The sequence below is a fragment of the Parabacteroides sp. KHUB-02 genome, assembly GCF_056640955.1.
The window spans coordinates 4,584,550-4,604,744 of sequence record NZ_JBWQEV010000001.1; the positions used below are offsets into that span (position 1 = coordinate 4,584,550).

Sequence of the window (20,195 nt, forward strand, 5' to 3'; positions counted from 1 at the left end):
TATACATTTGCGTTTGAAATAAACTATGAGCGTGACAAATAATTATACTAATTGCTCTTTATCAAAGAAAAAAAGTCTATATTTGCACCCTGTGAAAAAACGAATATAAATAATGTAATAACATAAACCTAAGATTCAGATGCAAAACAAAGGATTTGTAAAGGTCTTCGCGGTGTTACTTACGCTTGTCTGTTTGTTCTATTTGTCGTTCTCGTTCGTGACGCAACATTACAACAGTAAAGCCGCTGAGTATGCGGGTGGAGATCCTGCGAAAGAGAGTGCTTATTTAGACTCACTATCTACTCAGAAGGTATGGTTAGGCTATACGCTTAAGCAATGCCGTGAAATGGAAATTAGTTTAGGTCTTGACTTAAAGGGCGGTATGAATGTTGTCCTTGAGTTGAACGTGGCGGATGTAATCCGTTCGTTGTCTAACAACAACCAAGACGAGAATTTCAACAAGGCGTTGGATTTAGCTTATGCGCATCAAGCGACTAGCCAAAAAGATTTCATCGACCTTTTCGCTGAGGAGTATAAGAAGTTGGATAGCGGCGCACGTCTTTCCGCTATTTTCAGTACATTCGAGTTAAAAGATAAAATCACGCCCCAGAGCTCAGACGCTCAGGTTGTTTCTGTTTTGAAACAAGAGTTGCAAAGTGCGATTGATAACTCATTCAACGTATTGCGTACTCGTATCGACCGTTTCGGTGTGGTTTCTCCGAACATCCAACGTTTGGAGACCGCGGGTCGTATCTTGGTTGAGTTGCCGGGTGTGAAAGAACCGGAACGTGTTCGTAAGTTGCTTCAAGGTAGCGCTAACTTGGAATTCTGGGAAACTTATAAGTTGCCGGAAATCTATCAACAATTGGTTGCCGCTGATAATGTATTGGCTACTATCCTAAGTAAGGAGACTTCCGCTGATTCTGTAGCTACCGATAATGTTGAGAAAATCGCTGATGCCGCTGATGCGAATGTAAGTGAGGCCGATTCTTTGTTGGCTGAGCTTGGTCAAGATAAAAAAGATACGGAAGCTAATCAAAGCATGGAAGAGTTCGCTAAGCAACATCCATTATTTGCTTTATTGCAGATTAGCCAGTACAACGGTCAGTTGTCTCCGGGTTCGACGGTAGGTATCGCTCAAGCAAAAGATATGGAGAAGATCAGCGAATACCTGAACATGAAACAAGTGAAAGAGGTATTGCCTCGTAACTTGGCTTTAAAATGGGGTGTAAAGGCGATCGATGATAAAGAGCAGTTCTTTGAGTTATATGCCTTGAAGGTAACGAACCGTGACGGAAGTCCCGCTTTAGGTGGTGACGTAGTAACAGATGCTAACGCTGACTTTATGCAACAAGCCGGTCGTTCAGAGCAAATGGTTAACATGGTTATGAATGCCGAAGGCTCTAAGGCTTGGGCTCGTTTGACGAAAGAGAATATCGGTCGTCAGATCGCTATCGTTTTGGATGAGATGGTTTATTCCGCTCCGAACGTAAACGATGAGATCACGGGAGGTCGTTCACAAATCACCGGTCACTTTACACCGGAAGAGGCGAAGGACTTAGCGAACGTATTGAAATCGGGTAAGATGGCTGCTTCCGTACATATCGTTCAAGAAGACGTCGTTGGTCCGTCATTAGGACAAGAGGCTATCAATGCCGGTGTGATCTCTTTCGTGTTGGCATTGGTGCTGTTGATGATCTATATGTGCGCATTCTATGGATTGGTACCGGGATTGATCGCCGATGGTGCTTTGGTATTGAACATTTTCTTCACGATGGGTATCCTTGCTTCTTTCCAAGCGGTTCTTACCTTGCCGGGTATTGCCGGTATGGTGTTGACGCTAGGTATGGCAGTCGATGCGAACGTATTGATCTATGAGCGTACGAAAGAGGAACTTCGCGCCGGTAAGTCTTTAGGAAAGGCGATCGCCGACGGTTACAGCAATGCGTTCTCCGCTATCTTCGACTCAAACTTGACATCTATCATTACCGGTATCGTATTGTTCTATTTCGGTACGGGTCCTATCCGTGGTTTCGCTACGACGATGATCATCGGTTTGTTCGCTTCCTTCCTTACAGCCGTGTTCTTGACTCGTATCGTTTATGAGGCATTGTTAGCAAAAGATAAATTGAAGAACGTGACATTCACGACTTCTCTGACGAAAGACTTGCTGACAAACCCGAAGATCAATTTCTTGGGTGCTCGCAAAGTCGGTTATTTGATTCCGGCCGCTATTATCGTATTGGGTGCTATTTCTATGATGACGATCGGTTTGAATAACGGTATCGATTTCACGGGTGGACGTAACTACGTGATTCGTTTTAATCAAGAGGTGAAGACAGACGATGTTCGTAATATGCTGGATGCCCAGTTAGACGGTTCTGTTAGTGTTATCCAGATCGGTACAGCGGATCAAGTGCGTGTATCTACCAACTATAAGATCGAAGACAATGATCCTACGGTAGATCAAGAGATCGAGAATAAATTGTTTGAGGGCGTGAAGTCCTTACTTCCGGAAGGAACTACATTAGATGAGTTCACGACTACTTTCATACAAAGTTCACAGAAGGTAGGTCCTAGTATGGCTGACGATATCAAGAATAGCGCTATCTTAGCAGTAATCTTCGCCATGATCTGTATGGCCGCTTATATCCTGCTTCGTTTCCGTGATATATCGTTCTCTGTAGGTGCGTTCGCTTCCGTGGCAACGACAACGTTCTGTATCATCTCTTTCTATACCTTGTTATGGAAGGTTCTTCCGTTCTCAATGGAGGTAGACCAGACGTTTATCGCCGCTATCTTGACGATTATCGGTTACTCTATCAATGATACCGTGGTTGTATTCGACCGTATCCGTGAGACAATCGCTTTGTATCCGAAGCGTGATCGTTATCAAGTGATCAATGATGCGTTGAACTCTACCTTGTGTCGTACATTTAATACATCATTGACTACGTTGGTGGTTGTATTGTGTATCTTCATCTTGGGCGGTAGCACGATCCGAAGCTTTACGTTCGCTATCTTATTAGGTATCATTATCGGTACATACTCTACTTTGTTCGTCGCTACTCCGATCGCTTACGAGTTGCAGAAGAAGAAGATCAATAAGAAAGCTGCTGCTGAGAAAGCCGGAAAATAATATCTTCCTTTAAGGATTTTATGAAGATCCTCTATCTTTCCCGTGTCAACGGAGAGATAGAGGATTTTTTTATGTATTAATTCTTAAGGAGATAAAGTATGAATGAGAATGATTTTGTGGTGGGTGTACTTACGTATATCACCTGCCTGCGTGAGAAAAAGCGTTATTCCACGGCGAAGAGTTATCAAGATGCGTTGAGATCGTTTAAATGTTTTTGTGGCCGGGAAGAGATTCCTTATGCGTATATTAATCGGGATACACTTTTGCGTTATCAATCTTGGCTGTTGGCCAAGGGATGTTCTCGTAACACGGTATCTACTTATATGCGCCGGATTCGTCACATCTATAATTTAGCGGTAGAGGTGGGTGAGGCTGCCTATATCCCTCATTTGTTTAAGAATGTGTTTACGGGGGTTGAGAGTAAACGTAAAAAGGCGTTGCCTTCGGAAAGCCTGCGCTTGCTGATGACAAGCCCAGTGACAGATCCGCAACAGAAGAGGACTCAATCAGCCTTTTGCCTGATGTTTTTGTTTTGCGGGATGGCTTTCGTAGATTTGGCGCATTTGCGAAAGGAGGATATCAAGGAAGGGATCTTGTCTTATTATCGGCAGAAAAGCGGATCCCTTATACAGGTGGAGATCCCAGCGGAGGCACAAGGGCTGCTGAATGAGTTGGCAGCCGATACAACCGAGGATTCGCCCTATCTGTTTCCGTTTTTAGAGGGAATGAAGACCGGTGAGGATGCCTACAAGGAATATAATACCGTATTAGGAGGTTTTAACCGCAGATTGAAAACACTGTCGGAATCCATCGGTATTCGTACTCGGGTTACCTCATACACGATTCGTCACTCTTTCGCCACGACCTTGAAGGAGCAAAACGTACCGATCGAGATGATCAGTGAACTGTTAGGGCATAAATCTATCAAGACTACGCAAATATACTTGAAGAGTTTCTCTTTAGAAAAGCTCTCAACCGTAAACAAACTTTGTTTCGAGAGTGTGTATAATTATGCGCCGAAAGTAGGGTGAAGAAAAGTACGCTACTTGGCGAGTAGCCAAACTGACTGCTACTTGGCGAGTAGCGTTCATTTCATGCCGCAAATGTAGTAAAAAATAACATAACACAAGCAAACATTAGGCTTTGTTTGTGTTTCAACCTTGATTCTCTTTAAATCTTCGTTCTTATTTCTGATGTATAGACATGGCAATAGAAACGAAATGGCCTCGTATTCCCGAAATCATCACGTTATCCGAAGTAAATTCTACATACATCATGTAGAGACGGAGCGTGCTCCGTCTCCCACCGCCTGATAGTAACTAAAATACCATTTTAAGGGGATGAAACGGAACACGCTCCGTCTCTACAACTAAGGGATATCCTTTTACTCCTCTTGTTAACGCTACTCGCCAAGTAGCATGAGTATTGAAGGGATGCAAATTTTCAGTAATTCCTTTTTATTTTCACATAAGTGTTTATTTATCAGGGTATTACAAGAATATCTTGATAAGGCTCTGAATTATCTTCCTCAATGAATATCATGACAAGTAATAGCTCTGATAGAGCTATGGTGCATATACGCAATCGCCGTAGTCAGGAGGCTGTACGCTGGTACGTACTGACGCTTCCTACCGCCATAGGGGGACGTGATAATATCTATTCGTCAAAAGGATTAGATGCTGAGCTTTCTCGTCGTAAACGTTGTGGGGAACCCTTGTTCGAGTACTTTGCCCCCTCGTATGTCGAGGCTCGCAAGGTGGGAGGCAAGATGGTCAATACGAGGAAGCCTCTTTTATACAACTATGTGTTTATCCATGCTTCGGAGAATGAGATTTTCCGTTTGAAACGTATCATGCCCTTATATAATCTTCTTCCTCGGGTATCCGTGGGCGAACACTCTTATTTCCCTTACCTGTCAGATCATGAGATGGAGACCTTACGCTGGATGGCAGAATCTTATTCCAATGAGCTTCCGGTGTACGTACCGGATAGCGGTCGCTTGCTGAAAGGTGACCGTGTACGTATCACCTCGGGTTCTTTCATGGGGATGGAGGCTGAGGTGGTGGTGCAACCGGGTGGAGGTCATAAGGATGTCATGGTACGTATCCTTGACTGTATGTGGGTTCCTCTATTTGAGGTAAGGCAAGGCGAGTATGAGCTGATCGAGTTGAATACGAAAGGCAAGCATGTTTATACCCATTTGGATAACGATCGTTTATCGGAAGGTATGCACAAGGCGTTGGGGCGTTATTATCTCTCGGGCAAATTGGGAAAGGAAGACAAACTTTTGGTTCGTGAGGTGCTGAAGGGCTATGCTTCTCTTCGTGTGGAGACCGACGTGATGCGTTGCAAGGTTTACTCATTACTCCTTCCGACCTATAAGCTGTTGGCTCAGGAAGAGGAGTTTGAACGCTTGCATTCCACCCTACGCAATATGCTTCCATTGGTTAAGGCAGTGAATTCTCGTGCCTTACTGCTCGTCACGCTTTACGGCTGCACGAATAACAACCTGTATTACCGTATGGCGCATGAGCTGGTAGATCCCTGGCGGGATGCCCCTTCGCCTAAGAGAAGCAAGGCCTTGTTGATACAGCGTTTACACGATTACGATATTTGGATAAAACATTAAATAGTAGACTGTCATGAGAAAGGAAAGCGAAACTCCCTCCGGTATCCGTTTGATGCTATTGCTGAAAGGGCATTTGAGAGAGATCTTGAATCGTGAGTGTGCGAATCAGACCTCGATCCATTTATATTGTACGGGATCTTATTGGGTCGCGTTCGAACGTTCCGCTTATCAATTGCGTCGTGCCTTTCCGGATAGTGAGATCACGCCGATGCGCCTGTACGCTTATCCTTTTCCGGTTGTCATGGTTTCCGTAACGGATCGTTCCCTTCGTTTGTATGAACGAAAACATATAGCTAAGCAGAACGGGGCGGATTACAAGTTATTGACTGTACCTGAACTCTCCGCTCCCGCCTACCAAGCGTGGCATACGAGGGAGGTGAAGGGACTCCCTGCGTTAAACTAATCGGAAAACTCGCTCACTACATTAAAACAGGGACAGGATTTCGACGGGTCCAAGTCTTGATGTCCCACGATCAAGGCTTTGGGGAATCGCTGATGCAATTCACGAAGCAAACCCTGTAGGGCTTCTCGTTGGGCTTCCGTTCGGGTATCCATAGGAGTCTTTCCATCGTTGGCGAGTCCTCCGATATAGCAAACCCCGATACTGTACCGATTGTGGTTCTTACAGTGAGCGCCCACTTGTTCAAGGGGCCTACCGGTCTCGATCGTACCATCGGTCGGGATAACGAAGTGATATCCGCAGCCTTTCCAGCCGAGAGAGCGATGCAGACGGTCGATGTCCATCATCCGTAAAGTGCTGCCCTGCCTATTGGCAGAGCAATGCACGATAATCAATGTGATGGTTCTCATTCGATCCAACCGCTAGCGGCTCCACCGGCAGCACCGGTGATGACCAGTTCGACAATACGGATGATGTAGAGCAAGACGCTCTTCCAATTTGTTTTTTTCATACTTGTAGTCTTTAAATAAATGAATAAAATAAGCTTCATGGTTAAGAGCCGTATTTCTCAATGGTAGGATTTAGATCTCATCGGGAGATTCTGAGTCTCCTTTTTTCAATGCTGCCAAGTCTACCGTGTCTTTATTCTCCTTTACCGCCTTCAGCGAGGCGGCTTGGATCGCACGGCTGGTTACTAGGTTGAATTCTGCCTTAGAACGTAGGTTCTCGAAGTCTATACCCGGATTGAATAGAATGTTCACCGCCTTGATATTATCGCTGGAGAAGTCCTTGAGTGTAGCAGCCGGCTCGCAGGTGATGGAGATACTAAAGATTCCTAGTTCGCCGAATTGTACCTTGTAGCCGTTCAGCAATTGTTCCACTAGACATGAGCAGGTGTCGCTTACCACGCCTTTTACCGTGCCGCGTGTGAAAACACCGTTGTGATCTGAGATGTGCTTCACGAAATCATCGAAACTCATCACTTTCGTCACTTGGTTCTTGGCGTACGCCTGTTCCTTTGCGGTCTCATCCAGTGGACTTTTCCACATGTAAGTTGAATAATTAATCATACTTCTTTTTTTTAAAGATTAAACTTATTGTTGACAATGCGAAAGTACAACCCCCGGATAGCGAAATCAAATCCGTTGATAACCGTTGACAAACTGTTTACTTTTCATTGACAAACGATTCATATATACCTTATGTCTGATATAACAATTACCATACACGGCGGCAATAACCAGATACTCCCCAACGCTACGGAAGCCATCCAGAACTTCTATGTGGGGGAATATTGCGGGGAGACCTCCTTAGAAGAGGGGGACGGTAGATCCGGTCTCATGCCTGAAACGATCCGTTTTCGTGCCTATATAAATAAAGAAGAGGATCTGGAACGCTATCTTGCGCAGATCGTCGAGTGCCGGACGGTTACCGAGTTGGCCCAAGTCATTCTGATCATGCAAGAGAACGAGCTGAAAATAACCCCCGAGGAGATGGTCAAAGAGCGTTTCATCCGCCTCTTTCTACCCATCACCCCCCGAATCACGAAGGGTAAAAGCGTCAGCAACATCCGTGCCCGTATCAACGATGCGTGGAGCAGTCGTCTCAGACACCGCTCAACTGGCCGTTTTTGAGAAGATATACTGCATATGCCCGAGGATATATACTGCGTTAGGCAATTGATATATACTTCACAGGGCAATTCATATATACCTCGTTTTCCAAGGGAAACGAAAAGTGATAACCTTACTGAAAAAATTACGATATGACAGAAAACTATGAGCGGGCGGAACAAGCACGTTTCGTCTTCCATATCTACGGTTGCAATGTGCAGATCCTGCCCAATGCAACCCATGCGATCCAAATCATCCACCAGGGTGATGGTACGATCTTGCGGACGGAAAGCTGTATTACGCCCGCCGCTTCGGGACGCCACGAGTCACAGGCACCGCCGTTGGGAAAAGTTAGGGCATTGAATATAAAACAAACAAAATACAAATGATGGATTTTCATAAGGGCAGATGGCGATTGGCCTTAGGCCGTCTGGTGAATTTGCGGTATATCAACCGTTGGATCATTTTTAGTGCGGACCTTTTCGTCTCGCTCTCCGTATCGTTGCTGGGCGTACTAGGAATGTTCTCCATTCTGCATATACGTATAGGAGAGTCTGATGTGCTGAAAGTAGGCCTCTCCTCATTTGTGGGCAGTATCGTTTCGTTCTTGCTGTTCAAAGCATATCATGGGGTTATTCGCCATTCCACGCTGCGTGGCTTGTGGCGGATCGGTGGTGCTGCGATCGGCAAGTCGCTCTTGATGTTCCTGCTGCTTTGGCTGTTGAAAGCCCGTTTCAGTCCTTCTATCTATTGGTTGGGTGGAATCATGGACAGTACGTTGACGATCGTGATGTTGGTCACGTTGCGTGTCTTCGTGATCAATGTCTATAACAGCGTCCTCCTGCAACTCGGCAAGAAACGCAAGCGGGTACTGGTCTTTGGCACGGAGGAGGAGAGCGTGATGATCGCCACATCGGCGAACCGTCAGGTATTCATGCAGAATTATAGCATCATGGGCTTCCTTTCCTTTGGTAATTCCAAGAAAAGCATCCGGATTGCGGAGTTGCCGGTCTACCAGATCGAGAACGTGGAGGATCTGTATCGCTTGATCCCTCGCAACAGCTTGGATGGCGTTCTCTTCCCCAATATAAAGGTTGCCCATCAGGAGCGTGACCGTTTGATCCGTTATTGCGAGCAGGCCTCCTTGAAGACATTGGTAGTCCCGGAGATGGAGGAGCTACGTGGAGGTGAGGCGAAGCGTTCGGTCCGTGAGATCCGTATCGAGGATTTGTTGGGTCGTGAGGAGATCCATATTAATCTGGATGAGATCGGCAATCTGTTGGAAGGGAAGGCTGTGCTTGTCACGGGAGCCGCCGGTAGTATTGGTAGCGAGATCTGTCGCCAGCTGGCTCATTTCCCGATTAAGAAGTTGGTTTGTTTCGACTCCGCCGAGACTCCGATGCATAATCTCCGTCTGGAATTGGAAGAGAAATACAAGGAACTGAACTTTGTTCCGGTGATCGGCGATGTTCGCAGCCCGGACCGTGTGGATTATGTGTTCCGCAACTGGCACCCCCAAGTGGTGTTCCATGCGGCGGCCTACAAGCATGTCCCTTTAATGGAGGAGAACCCCTGCGAGGCGATCCGAACAAACGTGTTCGGTACTCGTGTGATGGCGGATGCCGCTGTAAGCTATGGTGTGGAGAAATTTGTGATGATCAGTACGGATAAGGCGGTGAACCCCACGAACATCATGGGCTGTAGCAAGCGCTTGGCTGAGATCTATGTACAGAGTCTGAGCCTTGCGATCGAGCGAGGAGAGGTGAAAGGCGAGACGCGTTTCATTACGACCCGCTTTGGCAATGTTCTAGGTAGCAATGGGTCGGTTATCCCCCGTTTCCGTGAACAAATCGCTCAAGGAGGCCCCGTGACGGTTACCCATCCCGATATCATCCGTTACTTCATGACCATTCCTGAGGCTTGCCGTCTGGTATTAGAGGCCGGTACGATGGGCAAGGGTGGTGAGATCTTCATCTTCGACATGGGAGAACCGGTGAAGATAGCGGATTTGGCGAAGCGCATGATCGAACTGTCCGGATTGCAGGTAGACAAGGATATCGAGATCAAGTATACTGGTCTTCGCCCCGGCGAGAAACTGTATGAGGAACTACTGAACAACAAGGAGAATACGAAAGAGACTCCTCACGAGAAAATTCGGGTAGCGGCGGTTCGTGAGTATGACTATAAGGACGTAGTAGAACATATTAATGTATTAACTGAATTGTCCCTCCGTGTTCAGATTCTCTCAATGGTGAGGGAGATGAAAGCCTTCGTGCCTGAGTTCAAGAGTCAGAACTCCCGGTTTGAGGAGTTGGATTGAGGGGGGATATTTTAGGGAGAAATGTTTGCGGTAAAAAGGACTTGATTATATTTACATACAATTAATTTGATATGCAAGCATTCGATACAGGTAAGAAAAAATCTACTTTGGCGTTGTTGTCTAGCGATGGAGACATGTCTTCGTTTCGTTATGGCTTTCAAAACATACGTTTTTTTACTTTGTTTGAATTAGAACGTTATATATCTGTGAAAGAATGAGATAATGGATATATCGTGGTAATGGCGAAATACAAGGATACTGGTGAGATATTAGAAATCAATGTGCATGTTCATGCGAGTGATTGTCGTTTAACAGAGGTTGGTTCCGCAAGTTCTTTGTAAAGGAAAATGGTGATACTGTAATAAAGGAATAAGGCGATTTGAAAGATGAAGAATTGCGCATTATCCGTGAGTATATAAGAGAAAATTACAAAAAAATGTATTTGAAATAGTCACAAATGGGTGATCAAGGATTTTATGGAGAGTAATTTGATTCCTTTGGCAAATGACAATATTGTAGGGATACTCTAATTTCATATCTGCTGGAGTACCATCCCCTCATGTCATGGTGGATTTGATCTGCTTCCCATCTTATCAGTGGATTATCTACGTAGGACAGAATCTATCCGTATGTTTACCAATGAAGAGGGAACTGCTGAGTAGGGAAATCTTCTAGAGGAATCCTATAAATTATAGTAAGGTATGTAGCGGATCAAAAAAACGATTTATAGGAACGAACGGTTAAATTATAAAGCAACTCAGTCTGGGATTTCATCGAATCGTATTAGTAACCAGCTAATATTAAAATCAGAATTAATTAAATATAACTTGTTTTAGGGGTTGTAAAGTACCTTTTTAAAGGAGGATACCCTAATTTGAGTATTTACCAAAAATCTTATTTAGGCTTTGATCATATGTCTGCGAATTCACGAACATCCAAGAGCATCAAAAATAGTTTGTTTGCGTTGGTGTTTTATTTCATCAATCTTATCCTTCAATTCTTTTCCCGCAAAATCTTCTTGGATTATTTGGGTGCAGAGGTGCTGGGGTTGAATACTACAGCTACAAATCTACTGCAATTCTTAAATTTGGCAGAGTTAGGAATTGGTTCAGCCATTGCTTGTACATTATATAAGCCTCTTTATGAGAAAGATCAAGCTACGATTAATGAAATTGTCTCTTTGCAAGGATGGCTCTATCAGCGTATTGCATGGATTGTGATAGCAGGAAGTATTGTGTTGATGGCTTTTTTCCCTTGGATTTTTGCCAAGATGCCGTTACCTCTGTGGTATGCCTACGCTTCTTTTGGGGTATTGTTAGTGAGTGCTTTGTTAAGTTATTTCGTGAATTACAAGCAAATCATTTTATCTGCCGATCAGAAGGAATATAAGATCCTGTATAGTTACAAGGTCTCTATGTTGGTCAAACTGCTTTGTCAACTTTTAGCAATTCGTTACTTGAACAATGGTTATGTTTGGTGGCTAATATTAGAAGTTGTGTTTGCAGTAGTGGCTTCGGTAGCCTTGAACCATGTGATAGCTTGCTCTTATCCATATTTGAAAACAGATATGGATATGGGGAAAGAGTTGGCAAAGAAATATCCGGGTATATTGGTAAAGATTAAACAATTGTTTTTTCATAAGATAGCAGGTTTTGCGTTAACGCAGACTAGTCCTATCATAATTTATGTATATACAACTTTAACGATTGTCGCACTTTACGGGAATTATATGTTAGTAATTCTTGGTGTAATAACATTTTCTACGGTAATGTTTAATGGAATAACGGCAGGTATTGGAAATCTGATAGCACAGGGTGATAAACAGCGTGTTGTAGATGTATTTGAAGAATTGTTCTCAGTGAATTTCTTATTGAGTAATGTTATTTGTTTTGGAGTCTACAAATTGCTTCCTCCTTTTATTAAACTTTGGATAGGACCAGAGTATTTATTAGATGATATGACACTTGTGTTATTAGTAATTTATACGTACTTTTGTTTAACCCGACAGGTGATTATTGCTTATATCAATGCTTATGGTCTATTTGAAGATATTTGGGCTCCTATAGCGGAGGCTGTAATTAATATTGGGATGTCTATTTTATTAGGATATTTTTATGGATTGAATGGGGTTCTTGTTGGGAATATACTTAGTCTGTTTTTGATTGTTTTTTGTTGGAAACCTTATCTGTTATACATTAAGGGCATAAAAAAAGAATTTAATCATTATATTGTGATGTATGTGAAACATTTATCTGTACTGTTGATAAGTCTTGTTGTAGTATCCTTTATGTTGAATTTTTTCAAACTTGAAGCGAGTGATTCTTTTTTGCATTTTATACTTTTATTAGTGATGTATAATGGTATGTTTTTGCTTATTTTATTTGGTGTTTCTTTTTGCGTTATACGGAGCGTTAGATCTTTTTTTTATCGATTTTTTAATATATAGATTTTGAATTCTATTTTTCTTTTTTTTGGAAAGTTGTTGTATATTGTATTTGTATTTTTTATTACTAATAATAAGTGACGATTATTTACATGGGATTGTATTTATCGACTTGTTTTTTTGTTAAAATATCGATAAAATAACTGATTTTTTATTAGTATATTTGGTTGTGGTAGAGATAGAATTATTTTGATTGTTTGTTGAAAATATAGAATGAAAATATTGTTTTATATTCCAGTATTGATAGGAGGAGGTGCGGAACGAGTCACTGTACTTTTGTGTAATGAATTTGTTAAGTGTGGGCATGATGTGGCTGTTGCTACAAATCCGAGCAAGGGAAGCTATCCTATAGATGAGCGTGTAAGACTATTCTCTCTTTATAGTGAAAAATACAAACACTTGCCCGGAGGAATGCGTCAATTATCAGTTATTCGGAATGCAAGAAGAATTATTAAGGTTGAAAAACCAAATGTTGTAATTGGTGTTATGCCTCCCTTTTATCTTTTGGCACGACTTGTTACTTGGGGAACAGACATTCCTTTGATTGCTTCCGATCATACTTCATTTTTACCTAATAAATTGATGCGTTTTAATTTTATAAGGCATCATCTCTATGGTTTTGCAGATGTTTTAACTATTTTGACAAAAAAGGATTTTCAGTTATTAGGTAATAAATATCCCAAGAAAATTATAATGTATAATCCTTTAACATTTGATGTCTTGCATCAGATTGGTGAGCGTAAAAAAGTTGTAACAGCCATGGGACGACTTGATGCTTGGTATGTCAAAGGATTTGATCTGCTGATTGAGGTCTGGGCTATGATTGCGTCAAAACATCCGGATTGGATATTGCAGATTGCAGGAACCGGTTCTGACGAATCTGTGGATATATTGAAAAAGCAAATTGAGGATAAAGGAATTCTTGATTCTGTACGTTTCTTGGGATTTGTAAATAATGTGCAGGATTTATTACAAGAATCAGCAGTATTTGTACTGTCTTCAAGAATTGAAGGATTCCCGATGTCATTGTTAGAAGCTATGTCGCAAGGGTGTACTTGTGTAGCATTTGCCATTCAAGGAGTCGTTAATGAGATTATTTCTCATGGAAAAGACGGACTAGTTGTTCCCGATGGAGATATTGAAATGTTATCACTTTCATTGGAGAGGGTGTTAGTCAATGAAGAGATTCGTATTCAATTAGGATGCAATGCTTTAAAATCTATAAAGCGCTTTGAAGCGGAAAATATCGCAAAACAGTGGGAAGCCCTTTTTGAGAAATTGTGTAAACATGAATAGCTGGATGGTATGGAGGAAAAAACTATTCAAAGAAAGCAATATGTCTTGATTGATGTTTTGAAGTTCATAATGGCTTCATTGATTATAGGAATCCATAGTAAATCCATAACGGGTGAATCATACCCAATGTTTTTATCTTGCTTGATGCAAACAGCAGTACCGTTTTTCTTTGTAACTTCTGGTTTTTTGTTTGCGGAACATGTTGTATTGTCAAATGCTACCAAGCAATCAGTTTTGCAAGGGTTATATAGGTGGATGAAGAAAATTTTATTTTTGTATGTGTGTTGGACTATCTTATATTTGCCTTTGACTATTTGCGGGTATTATCAGAATCATTTATCTTGGCGTGCGGATTGTTTGTTGTTTGTACGTGGTTTTTTATTTTTAGGTGAACATAATTATTCTTGGCCGTTGTGGTATTTGCTTGCTTCTCTAATTGCTGCTTGTTTAATATATTTATTTGTTAAAATTCGTTTGAAAACGAGAGGGTGGTTTCTGATTGGTTTGCTACTTATGTTTTTAGGTTGGAAATATGAACATACGAATCCAAGTATGTTGAATGGTTTTTCCGCCTTTGTATATAAGGCATATGATTTAGTCTTTGTAAATACACGTAATGGATTTTGTCAAGGGCTAGCTTATATTGCGGCAGGAATGGTTATATCAACATGGAAATTAAGAAATAAACTATTTGCTTTCTTCTTCGTTGTTCTTGGAGGAGTGATGTTTATTCACGATTATCCCTTTTCTTTATTATTGTTAAGTATGGGACTTTTCATTTTGGGAAGTAATATTGCAGTGGCATTTTTAGAGAATAATATAACTTTCTGTCAAACATTACGTTCCATGAGTATTTTAATGTACTTTTTTCACATGTATGTGATTGCTTTTATGGGGTTATGTTTGAAGAAAGGCTGGATTATGTGGAATGTCTACGAAGTTTGGGGAGTGGTATGGTTAATCACAATCTTGTTTGCGTTTTTTGTTTGCTACTATATGCAAACTGAAAGTGGAAAATGGATAAAAAGAATTATATAAAAGTGTTTTAGATAATTTCTCAAATTGATAGTTAGTATGATCCGTTGTTTTTCTTTATATATACAAGTTTGTTTTCCCCTTTATTTTTTATTGCTTCATTGGCTTGCACCTAACACATTAGATAAAGGGTATATAATAAGTGTTTTAATAGGCGTATTTGCAATGTTAATTATACATTATTATACATGCTATATCACTCGTTATGATAGACGTGTTGTTTCTATTCGCAATATGTTTGTGCTGTTTTTTGTGATTGTATATTTTCAGTTGCCACTGGACTATGTTTTGGGGTATGATGTGAGGATGAATTGGTTTTATAAGGATAGCATATTTTGCGGGGCGTTGAATTTTTCGGCTTTGTGTCTTTCTTTGTTTTTGTTAGGTTATTCAGTGTTACAAGTTCCTAAAAAGGTATCAGAATCAAGTAGTCATATACGTTTCCCCTACGTATGGCCATTTGTTATTTTGGCGTGGCTTTGCTTTTTACTTTTTGTGCAAAGAATGGGCTTTTCATTTTTTATCGGTGGATATGGGGCTGAAGGAGATGGTTCCATTATTGGAGATGGGGGAGCTGCACGTTTTTTTAATTATATGCAGCTTTTTCTAAAAGCTGTAGTGGTGATGGTTGTATGGAATGTATATAACAGCAAGGAGAATGTGAATGGTGTGCTAAACTATTTAAAGTTATTTCCTTCCCCTTTTATGTTGTTATATTTGTCAATTATACTGTTATGGTTTACTGCCGGTGGAAGAGCTGTTTCTGTAACTTTGTTCTTGTTCTTGTATTGTGGCTATATACTATTATCTAAAAAAGATCTTTCATTGTTATATGCTTTTGTATTGATTATTATAGGAGGAGTCTTTTTTAGTCTCTTTAAAATTTTAGGAGGACTGTCTCTCAGTCATTATGAAGGAGTGGATGTATTTGATGCCATTTCGCATGGGTATACTTTGTATCAGTCTTATAGTGAAAATGTAACTTTGTTTTCTCCGACACGTGAATTAGCTTTTAGTATATATACTTATAATGTCTATTATTATTGGTGGACTATAGGGCATATTTATGGTGGATTATTTTTATTACTTTCTTTACTTGGGTCTATTCCATTTTTAACACCTTTGATATCTCAGATAATTGGTGTTGATTTGAATTTTTATTACTTGGCAAAAATTGTAACGGAATATGATAATGCGGATTTTGGCTTGGGATCTTCATGTGTTGGTGAATTGTTGTGTGATGTTGGTTTCCTTGCTACGTTATTGTTGTTTTTCTTATTTGGCCTTTTGTTTCGTAAATTAGATACAATCTTTCAGGATAGGCACAAAAGATTTAATTTGTTTCTAGTCGTTTTGTCTTTTAGTTATTTTTCAACAATATTTTTTGCTCCAAGAGGTTCAATTGTATCAGGTTTAACTAGTTCTATATTTTTATATCTTGTGATGGAGTTTTATGCATTATTATTGCGTAGGAAAAACGTATAGTTATAAATATAAGGTTTACGATTATAGGATGTTAATAAAGTTGATTTTATTATAATAATTCGAATAGGGTATAGAGAAACTACCTCTGTGCAAAAAAATGTCTTAAATTGAATGTCTAAAAAATGTTTTATAGGATATAAATAAGTTCATGTTTATTGTATTAATATCTCGTGGTGTTCCTTCTAAACGTGATCCTCAATGGGGGTGTTTCGAAAAAGACCAAGCGGAAGCTCTTGTGGCAGTCGGGCATAAGGTTGTCGTGATTAGTGTGGATAGTCGTTTTCGACTCTATTGGCGGAAATCTGGTATTTCTCATTATCGCTTGAATGGTATTGATTATTATGATTCTTTTTTAATTCTAGGGGCGATCGCCTGTAGATTATTTGGAAAAAGAGTAGAGTTTTTTCTCAAAAGGATGCAGCTAAAGGGAGTGTTTAATCGAGTAATTCAAAAGTATGGTCGACCGGATATCCTTTATTCTCATTATTTGACAAACTCTTATGCTGCACTTGACTTGAAGAAGAAATATAATCTTCCTTTGGTAGCAATTGAGCATTGGAGCCAGCTTAATAAGGATGTTTTGTCTAATTATGTTGTCTGGTTGGGGCAATCAACGTATTCTAAATGTGATGCGATTATTTCTGTCTCAGAATCTTTGAAGCAACGTTTACTTCAACATTTTCAGACAAATAGTATTGTGATTCATAATATGGTAGGGGCGGAATTTTGTGGACGCTACTCTAAAAGTAGTTCGGATGGTAAGGTTCGTTTTGTCTCAACGGGGAGCTTACTTTATGGTAAAGGATATGACTTGTTAATTGCTGCTTTTGACCGGATTAAATTACCTTTAGACAAATGGGAATTAACTATTATAGGTGAGGGAGAGGAGCGTGTAAATTTGGAGCGGCAGATTGATCAGGCTAGATTGAAGAATAATATTCATTTATTAGGAAGGAAAGGAAAGACAGAGATTAGTTCTGTACTATGTAATAGTGATGTTTTTGTTTTGCCATCGCGATCTGAGAATTTTTCAGTGGCAGTTTTAGAGGCTTTGTGCGAAGGTTTGCCTGTAGTTGCTTCTATATGTGGAGGAATTAGAGAATGTATAAATGTTTCTAATGGTATGCTTTTTCCTGTTGATGATATTGATTCCTTAGTAGAGGTAATTAAAGAGATATATGAATGTCATAATAGATATGATCGAGAGAAAATCGCATCTGATAGTCGTGCCCGATTTTCTCCAAATGTAATAGCTTCTCAACTAACCAACGTATTTCAAAAAGTAATGTGTAAATAATGAAGAATATTGCTATTTATGGGGCTGGTGGTTTTGGTCGTGAAGTAGCCTCATTGATAAAACGAATAAATCGTATAGAAAATCAATGGAATTTTGTTGGTTTTTTTGATGACGATTTTAGGAATAAACCAAAAGGAAGTTCAAATGAATATGGATCTTTATTGGGTGGTATTGATGATTTGAATACTTATCCGTCAAATTTATCCTTGATTCTTGCTTTTGGAAATCCTAAAATATCGTATAGGGCTTATTTGAATATAAATAATCCTTTAATTGATTTTCCTAACATTGTTGCGCCCGAAGCTTATGTTTTAGATTGGGATAATTTTTCGATGGGAAAGGGTAATATTATCTGTAGTTTCGCTTCAATGAGTTGTAATGTTAGATTAGGAAACTTTAATGTTTTCAATAACAGGGTTTCTTTAGGACATGATGTTAAAGTTGGAGATTTCAATTCTTTTATGACAGCTGCTAGAATTAGTGGAGATACTCAAATTGGAACATTGAATTTTTTTGGTGTATCTTCTGTAGTTTTACAAGGTGTCAAGATAGGAACAGGTACGACTATTGGTGCGAATAGTGTTATAATGCGAAAAACAAAGGATAATAGTGTTTACGTGGGTAATCCCGCAAAAAAGTTTGATTTTATTTAAATATAATAATATATGGAATTACAAGATTTTATCAACAAGTTTTCTGAACAATTTGATGATACAGAGTCATCTGTATTTAAGCCTGATACTCATTTTAAGGAGTTGGAAGACTGGTCATCGTTAGTTGCTTTATCAGTAATTGCTATGATTGATGAGGAATATGATATTTCTTTAAAAGGGGATGACTTGCTAAAGTCAGATACTATACAAGAATTGTTTGAATGTATAAAAAAGTGACAGATGGCGACTAATTTTGAAAAATTACAAACCGCTTTCTTCAAGGGTTTAAATCTGTCTTCTATAGACCAACTTCCTGCTCTTAAGTTAAAAGAATCTCCGAATTGGGATTCTGTTGGACATATTACGCTTATTTCAGAAATAGAGGATGCTTTTGACTTAAATTTGGAAGCGGATGATATGTTTGAGATCGATACGTTTGACTCGGCCATTAAGGTCTTAGAAAGTAAATATAATCAACGATTCTAATGTTTGATTTCTCCTCTTTTCTATCGAATAAGGCTTTTATTACAGAGGATCATCATGTGTATACGTATGCTGATTTGCTGGGATTGTCTGAACGATTTTCTGAGTATTTAGTGCCACGCTCATTGATTTTTATTGGCTGCGAGAACTCATTGGAATCAATTGTGGCTTATGTCTCATGTTTGCGATCGGGGGTGGTTCCTTTGCTGTTGAGTCGGGATGTTCCGGATGAGACCTTGTATCATTTAGAGGCTATTTATCACCCTCGATATTGTTGGTTCCCTAGTAGAAGAGATCTGCTTGTTAAGGGGAAGGAAAAATATTCGTTGGGAGGATATTCTTTGATTCAATATGAAGGAGATTCTTTGGTTTTACCTGAGGGGTTAGCTTTGCTATTGACTACATCGGGTAGTACAGGATCTCCTAAACTTGTTCGCTTATCACATGACAATTTAAAAAGTAACGCATGTTCTATCATTGAATATTTGAAAATAACCTCTTCCGAGAAAGCGATCACATCTTTACCGATGTATTATTCTTATGGTTTATCAGTACTGAATAGCCATTTATTGGCAGGTGCTACCTTGTTGCTGACTGATAAATCGTATGTGCAGCGAGAGTTTTGGAAATTCGCTTTAGAAGAGAAGGCGACATCTTTTGCAGGTGTTCCCTTCACGTATGAAATTCTTAAGAAAATGCGTTTTGAGAAATTCTTGCCTTCATCTGTTAAGGTTATGACGCAAGCTGGTGGTAAATTGAATTCTTCTTTAATTAAGTATTTTTCGGAATATGCACGTTTGCACGATATACGTTTTTATGTAATGTATGGGCAGACAGAGGCCACCGCAAGAATGAGCTACTTACCTGCTGAGTATACTTTGAATAAAGTAGGGAGTGTAGGGGTCGCAATACCGGGTGGGCATTTTTCTTTGATTGACGAGGATGGTATGCGGATAGTGTCTCCTAATGTGGAAGGCGAATTAGTATATGAAGGCTCTAATGTTTTTTGGGGATATGCCGAATCATTAGATGATCTGTTTAAAGGTGATGAGAATAAAGGGATACTTTATACTGGCGATTTAGCTTATGTTGACTCGGAGGGATTTTATTATATATCAGGGAGAAAGAAACGTTTCTTGAAATTATATGGAAACCGAATAAGTTTAGATTTTGTCGAATCTATCGTGAAAGATCATTGCCAAGAATGTGCTTGTGTTGGTAGCGATGATAAACTAATTGTTTATGTTACAGATTTGGATAAAATTGATTCTATAAAATCGGTTTTGTCAAACCGAGTATTAATAAATCCTTCAGCTTATGAGGTTCGATTTATTGGCAAGATACCAAGGACTGATTCGGGTAAGATTATCTATTCTGATTTATCAATTATCTAATAGGGAAA

Annotated in this window: 18 protein-coding genes; 16 read left to right on the forward strand and 2 right to left on the reverse strand. The window is 40.0% G+C overall.

From position 1 onward, the window contains the following. Window positions 1-139: 139 nt before the first annotated feature. The 4 genes from secDF (at window position 140) to ACYIA1_RS19270 (ending at window position 6,171) form a co-directional block, all read left to right on the forward strand. Window positions 140-3,139, forward strand: coding sequence for a protein translocase subunit SecDF (secDF, locus tag ACYIA1_RS19255; RefSeq protein WP_195300623.1), 3,000 nt, complete (start codon window positions 140-142; stop codon window positions 3,137-3,139). A 98-nt stretch (window positions 3,140-3,237) separates the two neighbouring features. Beyond that, a complete protein-coding gene (locus tag ACYIA1_RS19260; RefSeq protein ID WP_195300625.1) occupies window positions 3,238-4,170 on the forward strand; it encodes a tyrosine-type recombinase/integrase in 933 nt (310 codons plus the stop codon). A gap of 500 nt (window positions 4,171-4,670) precedes the next feature. After that, window positions 4,671-5,768: a transcriptional regulator gene (locus ACYIA1_RS19265; protein WP_480336267.1), complete on the forward strand. Its 1,098-nt coding sequence runs from the start codon at window positions 4,671-4,673 to the stop codon at window positions 5,766-5,768. A 13-nt stretch (window positions 5,769-5,781) separates the two neighbouring features. Beyond that, window positions 5,782-6,171, forward strand: a complete 390-nt coding sequence (locus tag ACYIA1_RS19270; RefSeq protein ID WP_122145015.1) for a hypothetical protein — start codon at window positions 5,782-5,784, stop codon at window positions 6,169-6,171. On the opposite strand, the gene ACYIA1_RS19275 is transcribed toward ACYIA1_RS19270, so the two are convergent. After that, the gene (locus ACYIA1_RS19275; protein WP_121961494.1) at window positions 6,168-6,578 is read right to left on the reverse strand and encodes an N-acetylmuramoyl-L-alanine amidase; all 411 of its coding nucleotides are present in this window, start codon (window positions 6,576-6,578) and stop codon (window positions 6,168-6,170) included. The genes ACYIA1_RS19270 and ACYIA1_RS19275 overlap by 4 nt on opposite strands. A 171-nt stretch (window positions 6,579-6,749) precedes the next feature. Further along, window positions 6,750-7,238 carry an HU family DNA-binding protein gene (locus tag ACYIA1_RS19280; RefSeq protein ID WP_005859232.1) on the reverse strand — a complete coding sequence of 163 codons (489 nt, stop codon included), beginning with the start codon at window positions 7,236-7,238 and terminating at the stop codon, window positions 6,750-6,752. Between the two features lie 132 nt (window positions 7,239-7,370). Between ACYIA1_RS19280 and ACYIA1_RS19285 the strand changes: the two genes are divergently transcribed. The 12 genes from ACYIA1_RS19285 (at window position 7,371) to ACYIA1_RS19340 (ending at window position 20,187) form a co-directional block, all read left to right on the forward strand. After that, complete coding sequence (locus tag ACYIA1_RS19285; protein WP_122145014.1) at window positions 7,371-7,802, forward strand: hypothetical protein; 432 nt, start codon at window positions 7,371-7,373, stop codon at window positions 7,800-7,802. A gap of 131 nt (window positions 7,803-7,933) precedes the next feature. Further along, entirely contained in the window at window positions 7,934-8,170 is a 237-nt protein-coding gene (locus tag ACYIA1_RS19290) for a hypothetical protein (RefSeq protein ID WP_087342284.1), read from the forward strand. Then, on the forward strand, window positions 8,167-10,101 hold the full coding sequence (locus ACYIA1_RS19295) for a polysaccharide biosynthesis protein (protein WP_195300627.1): 1,935 nt from the start codon (window positions 8,167-8,169) through the stop codon (window positions 10,099-10,101). The genes ACYIA1_RS19290 and ACYIA1_RS19295 overlap by 4 nt, the downstream gene beginning before the upstream one ends. Before the next feature lie 913 nt (window positions 10,102-11,014). Then, window positions 11,015-12,547: a lipopolysaccharide biosynthesis protein gene (locus ACYIA1_RS19300; protein WP_195300629.1), complete on the forward strand. Its 1,533-nt coding sequence runs from the start codon at window positions 11,015-11,017 to the stop codon at window positions 12,545-12,547. Between the two features lie 210 nt (window positions 12,548-12,757). After that, window positions 12,758-13,840, forward strand: coding sequence for a glycosyltransferase family 4 protein (locus ACYIA1_RS19305; protein ID WP_195300630.1), 1,083 nt, complete (start codon window positions 12,758-12,760; stop codon window positions 13,838-13,840). Between the two features lie 9 nt (window positions 13,841-13,849). Next, window positions 13,850-14,878, forward strand: coding sequence for an acyltransferase family protein (locus tag ACYIA1_RS19310; protein ID WP_195300632.1), 1,029 nt, complete (start codon window positions 13,850-13,852; stop codon window positions 14,876-14,878). 36 nt (window positions 14,879-14,914) lie between these two features. After that, entirely contained in the window at window positions 14,915-16,360 is a 1,446-nt protein-coding gene (locus tag ACYIA1_RS19315; RefSeq protein ID WP_195300633.1) for an O-antigen polysaccharide polymerase Wzy, read from the forward strand. A gap of 148 nt (window positions 16,361-16,508) precedes the next feature. Continuing rightward, window positions 16,509-17,657 carry a glycosyltransferase family 4 protein gene (locus ACYIA1_RS19320; protein ID WP_195300634.1) on the forward strand — a complete coding sequence of 383 codons (1,149 nt, stop codon included), beginning with the start codon at window positions 16,509-16,511 and terminating at the stop codon, window positions 17,655-17,657. Next, window positions 17,657-18,310 carry an acetyltransferase gene (locus ACYIA1_RS19325; RefSeq protein ID WP_195300635.1) on the forward strand — a complete coding sequence of 218 codons (654 nt, stop codon included), beginning with the start codon at window positions 17,657-17,659 and terminating at the stop codon, window positions 18,308-18,310. The genes ACYIA1_RS19320 and ACYIA1_RS19325 overlap by 1 nt, the downstream gene beginning before the upstream one ends. A gap of 12 nt (window positions 18,311-18,322) precedes the next feature. Next, complete coding sequence (locus ACYIA1_RS19330) at window positions 18,323-18,547, forward strand: acyl carrier protein (protein WP_195300636.1); 225 nt, start codon at window positions 18,323-18,325, stop codon at window positions 18,545-18,547. Window positions 18,548-18,550: 3 nt separating this feature from the next. Next, window positions 18,551-18,796 (forward strand): acyl carrier protein, encoded by a 246-nt coding sequence (locus ACYIA1_RS19335; protein WP_195300637.1) that lies wholly within the window; start codon window positions 18,551-18,553, stop codon window positions 18,794-18,796. After that, a complete protein-coding gene (locus tag ACYIA1_RS19340) occupies window positions 18,796-20,187 on the forward strand; it encodes an AMP-binding protein (RefSeq protein WP_195300638.1) in 1,392 nt (463 codons plus the stop codon). Before ACYIA1_RS19335 ends, ACYIA1_RS19340 begins: the two co-directional genes overlap by 1 nt. Window positions 20,188-20,195: the final 8 nt, after the last annotated feature.

Bases quoted from the DNA above. Each gene is read 5' to 3' on its own strand.
- secDF (WP_195300623.1), top strand. From the start codon at position 140: ATGCAAAACAAAGGATTTGTAAAGGTCTTCGCGGTGTTACTTACGCTT.
- ACYIA1_RS19260 (WP_195300625.1), top strand. From the start codon at position 3,238: ATGAATGAGAATGATTTTGTGGTGGGTGTACTTACGTATATCACCTGC.
- ACYIA1_RS19265 (WP_480336267.1), top strand. From the start codon at position 4,671: ATGAATATCATGACAAGTAATAGCTCTGATAGAGCTATGGTGCATATA.
- ACYIA1_RS19270 (WP_122145015.1), top strand. From the start codon at position 5,782: ATGAGAAAGGAAAGCGAAACTCCCTCCGGTATCCGTTTGATGCTATTG.
- ACYIA1_RS19275 (WP_121961494.1), bottom strand. From the start codon at position 6,578: ATGAGAACCATCACATTGATTATCGTGCATTGCTCTGCCAATAGGCAG.
- ACYIA1_RS19280 (WP_005859232.1), bottom strand. From the start codon at position 7,238: ATGATTAATTATTCAACTTACATGTGGAAAAGTCCACTGGATGAGACC.
- ACYIA1_RS19285 (WP_122145014.1), top strand. From the start codon at position 7,371: ATGTCTGATATAACAATTACCATACACGGCGGCAATAACCAGATACTC.
- ACYIA1_RS19290 (WP_087342284.1), top strand. From the start codon at position 7,934: ATGACAGAAAACTATGAGCGGGCGGAACAAGCACGTTTCGTCTTCCAT.
- ACYIA1_RS19295 (WP_195300627.1), top strand. From the start codon at position 8,167: ATGATGGATTTTCATAAGGGCAGATGGCGATTGGCCTTAGGCCGTCTG.
- ACYIA1_RS19300 (WP_195300629.1), top strand. From the start codon at position 11,015: ATGTCTGCGAATTCACGAACATCCAAGAGCATCAAAAATAGTTTGTTT.
- ACYIA1_RS19305 (WP_195300630.1), top strand. From the start codon at position 12,758: ATGAAAATATTGTTTTATATTCCAGTATTGATAGGAGGAGGTGCGGAA.
- ACYIA1_RS19310 (WP_195300632.1), top strand. From the start codon at position 13,850: ATGGAGGAAAAAACTATTCAAAGAAAGCAATATGTCTTGATTGATGTT.
- ACYIA1_RS19315 (WP_195300633.1), top strand. From the start codon at position 14,915: ATGATCCGTTGTTTTTCTTTATATATACAAGTTTGTTTTCCCCTTTAT.
- ACYIA1_RS19320 (WP_195300634.1), top strand. From the start codon at position 16,509: ATGTTTATTGTATTAATATCTCGTGGTGTTCCTTCTAAACGTGATCCT.
- ACYIA1_RS19325 (WP_195300635.1), top strand. From the start codon at position 17,657: ATGAAGAATATTGCTATTTATGGGGCTGGTGGTTTTGGTCGTGAAGTA.
- ACYIA1_RS19330 (WP_195300636.1), top strand. From the start codon at position 18,323: ATGGAATTACAAGATTTTATCAACAAGTTTTCTGAACAATTTGATGAT.
- ACYIA1_RS19335 (WP_195300637.1), top strand. From the start codon at position 18,551: ATGGCGACTAATTTTGAAAAATTACAAACCGCTTTCTTCAAGGGTTTA.
- ACYIA1_RS19340 (WP_195300638.1), top strand. From the start codon at position 18,796: ATGTTTGATTTCTCCTCTTTTCTATCGAATAAGGCTTTTATTACAGAG.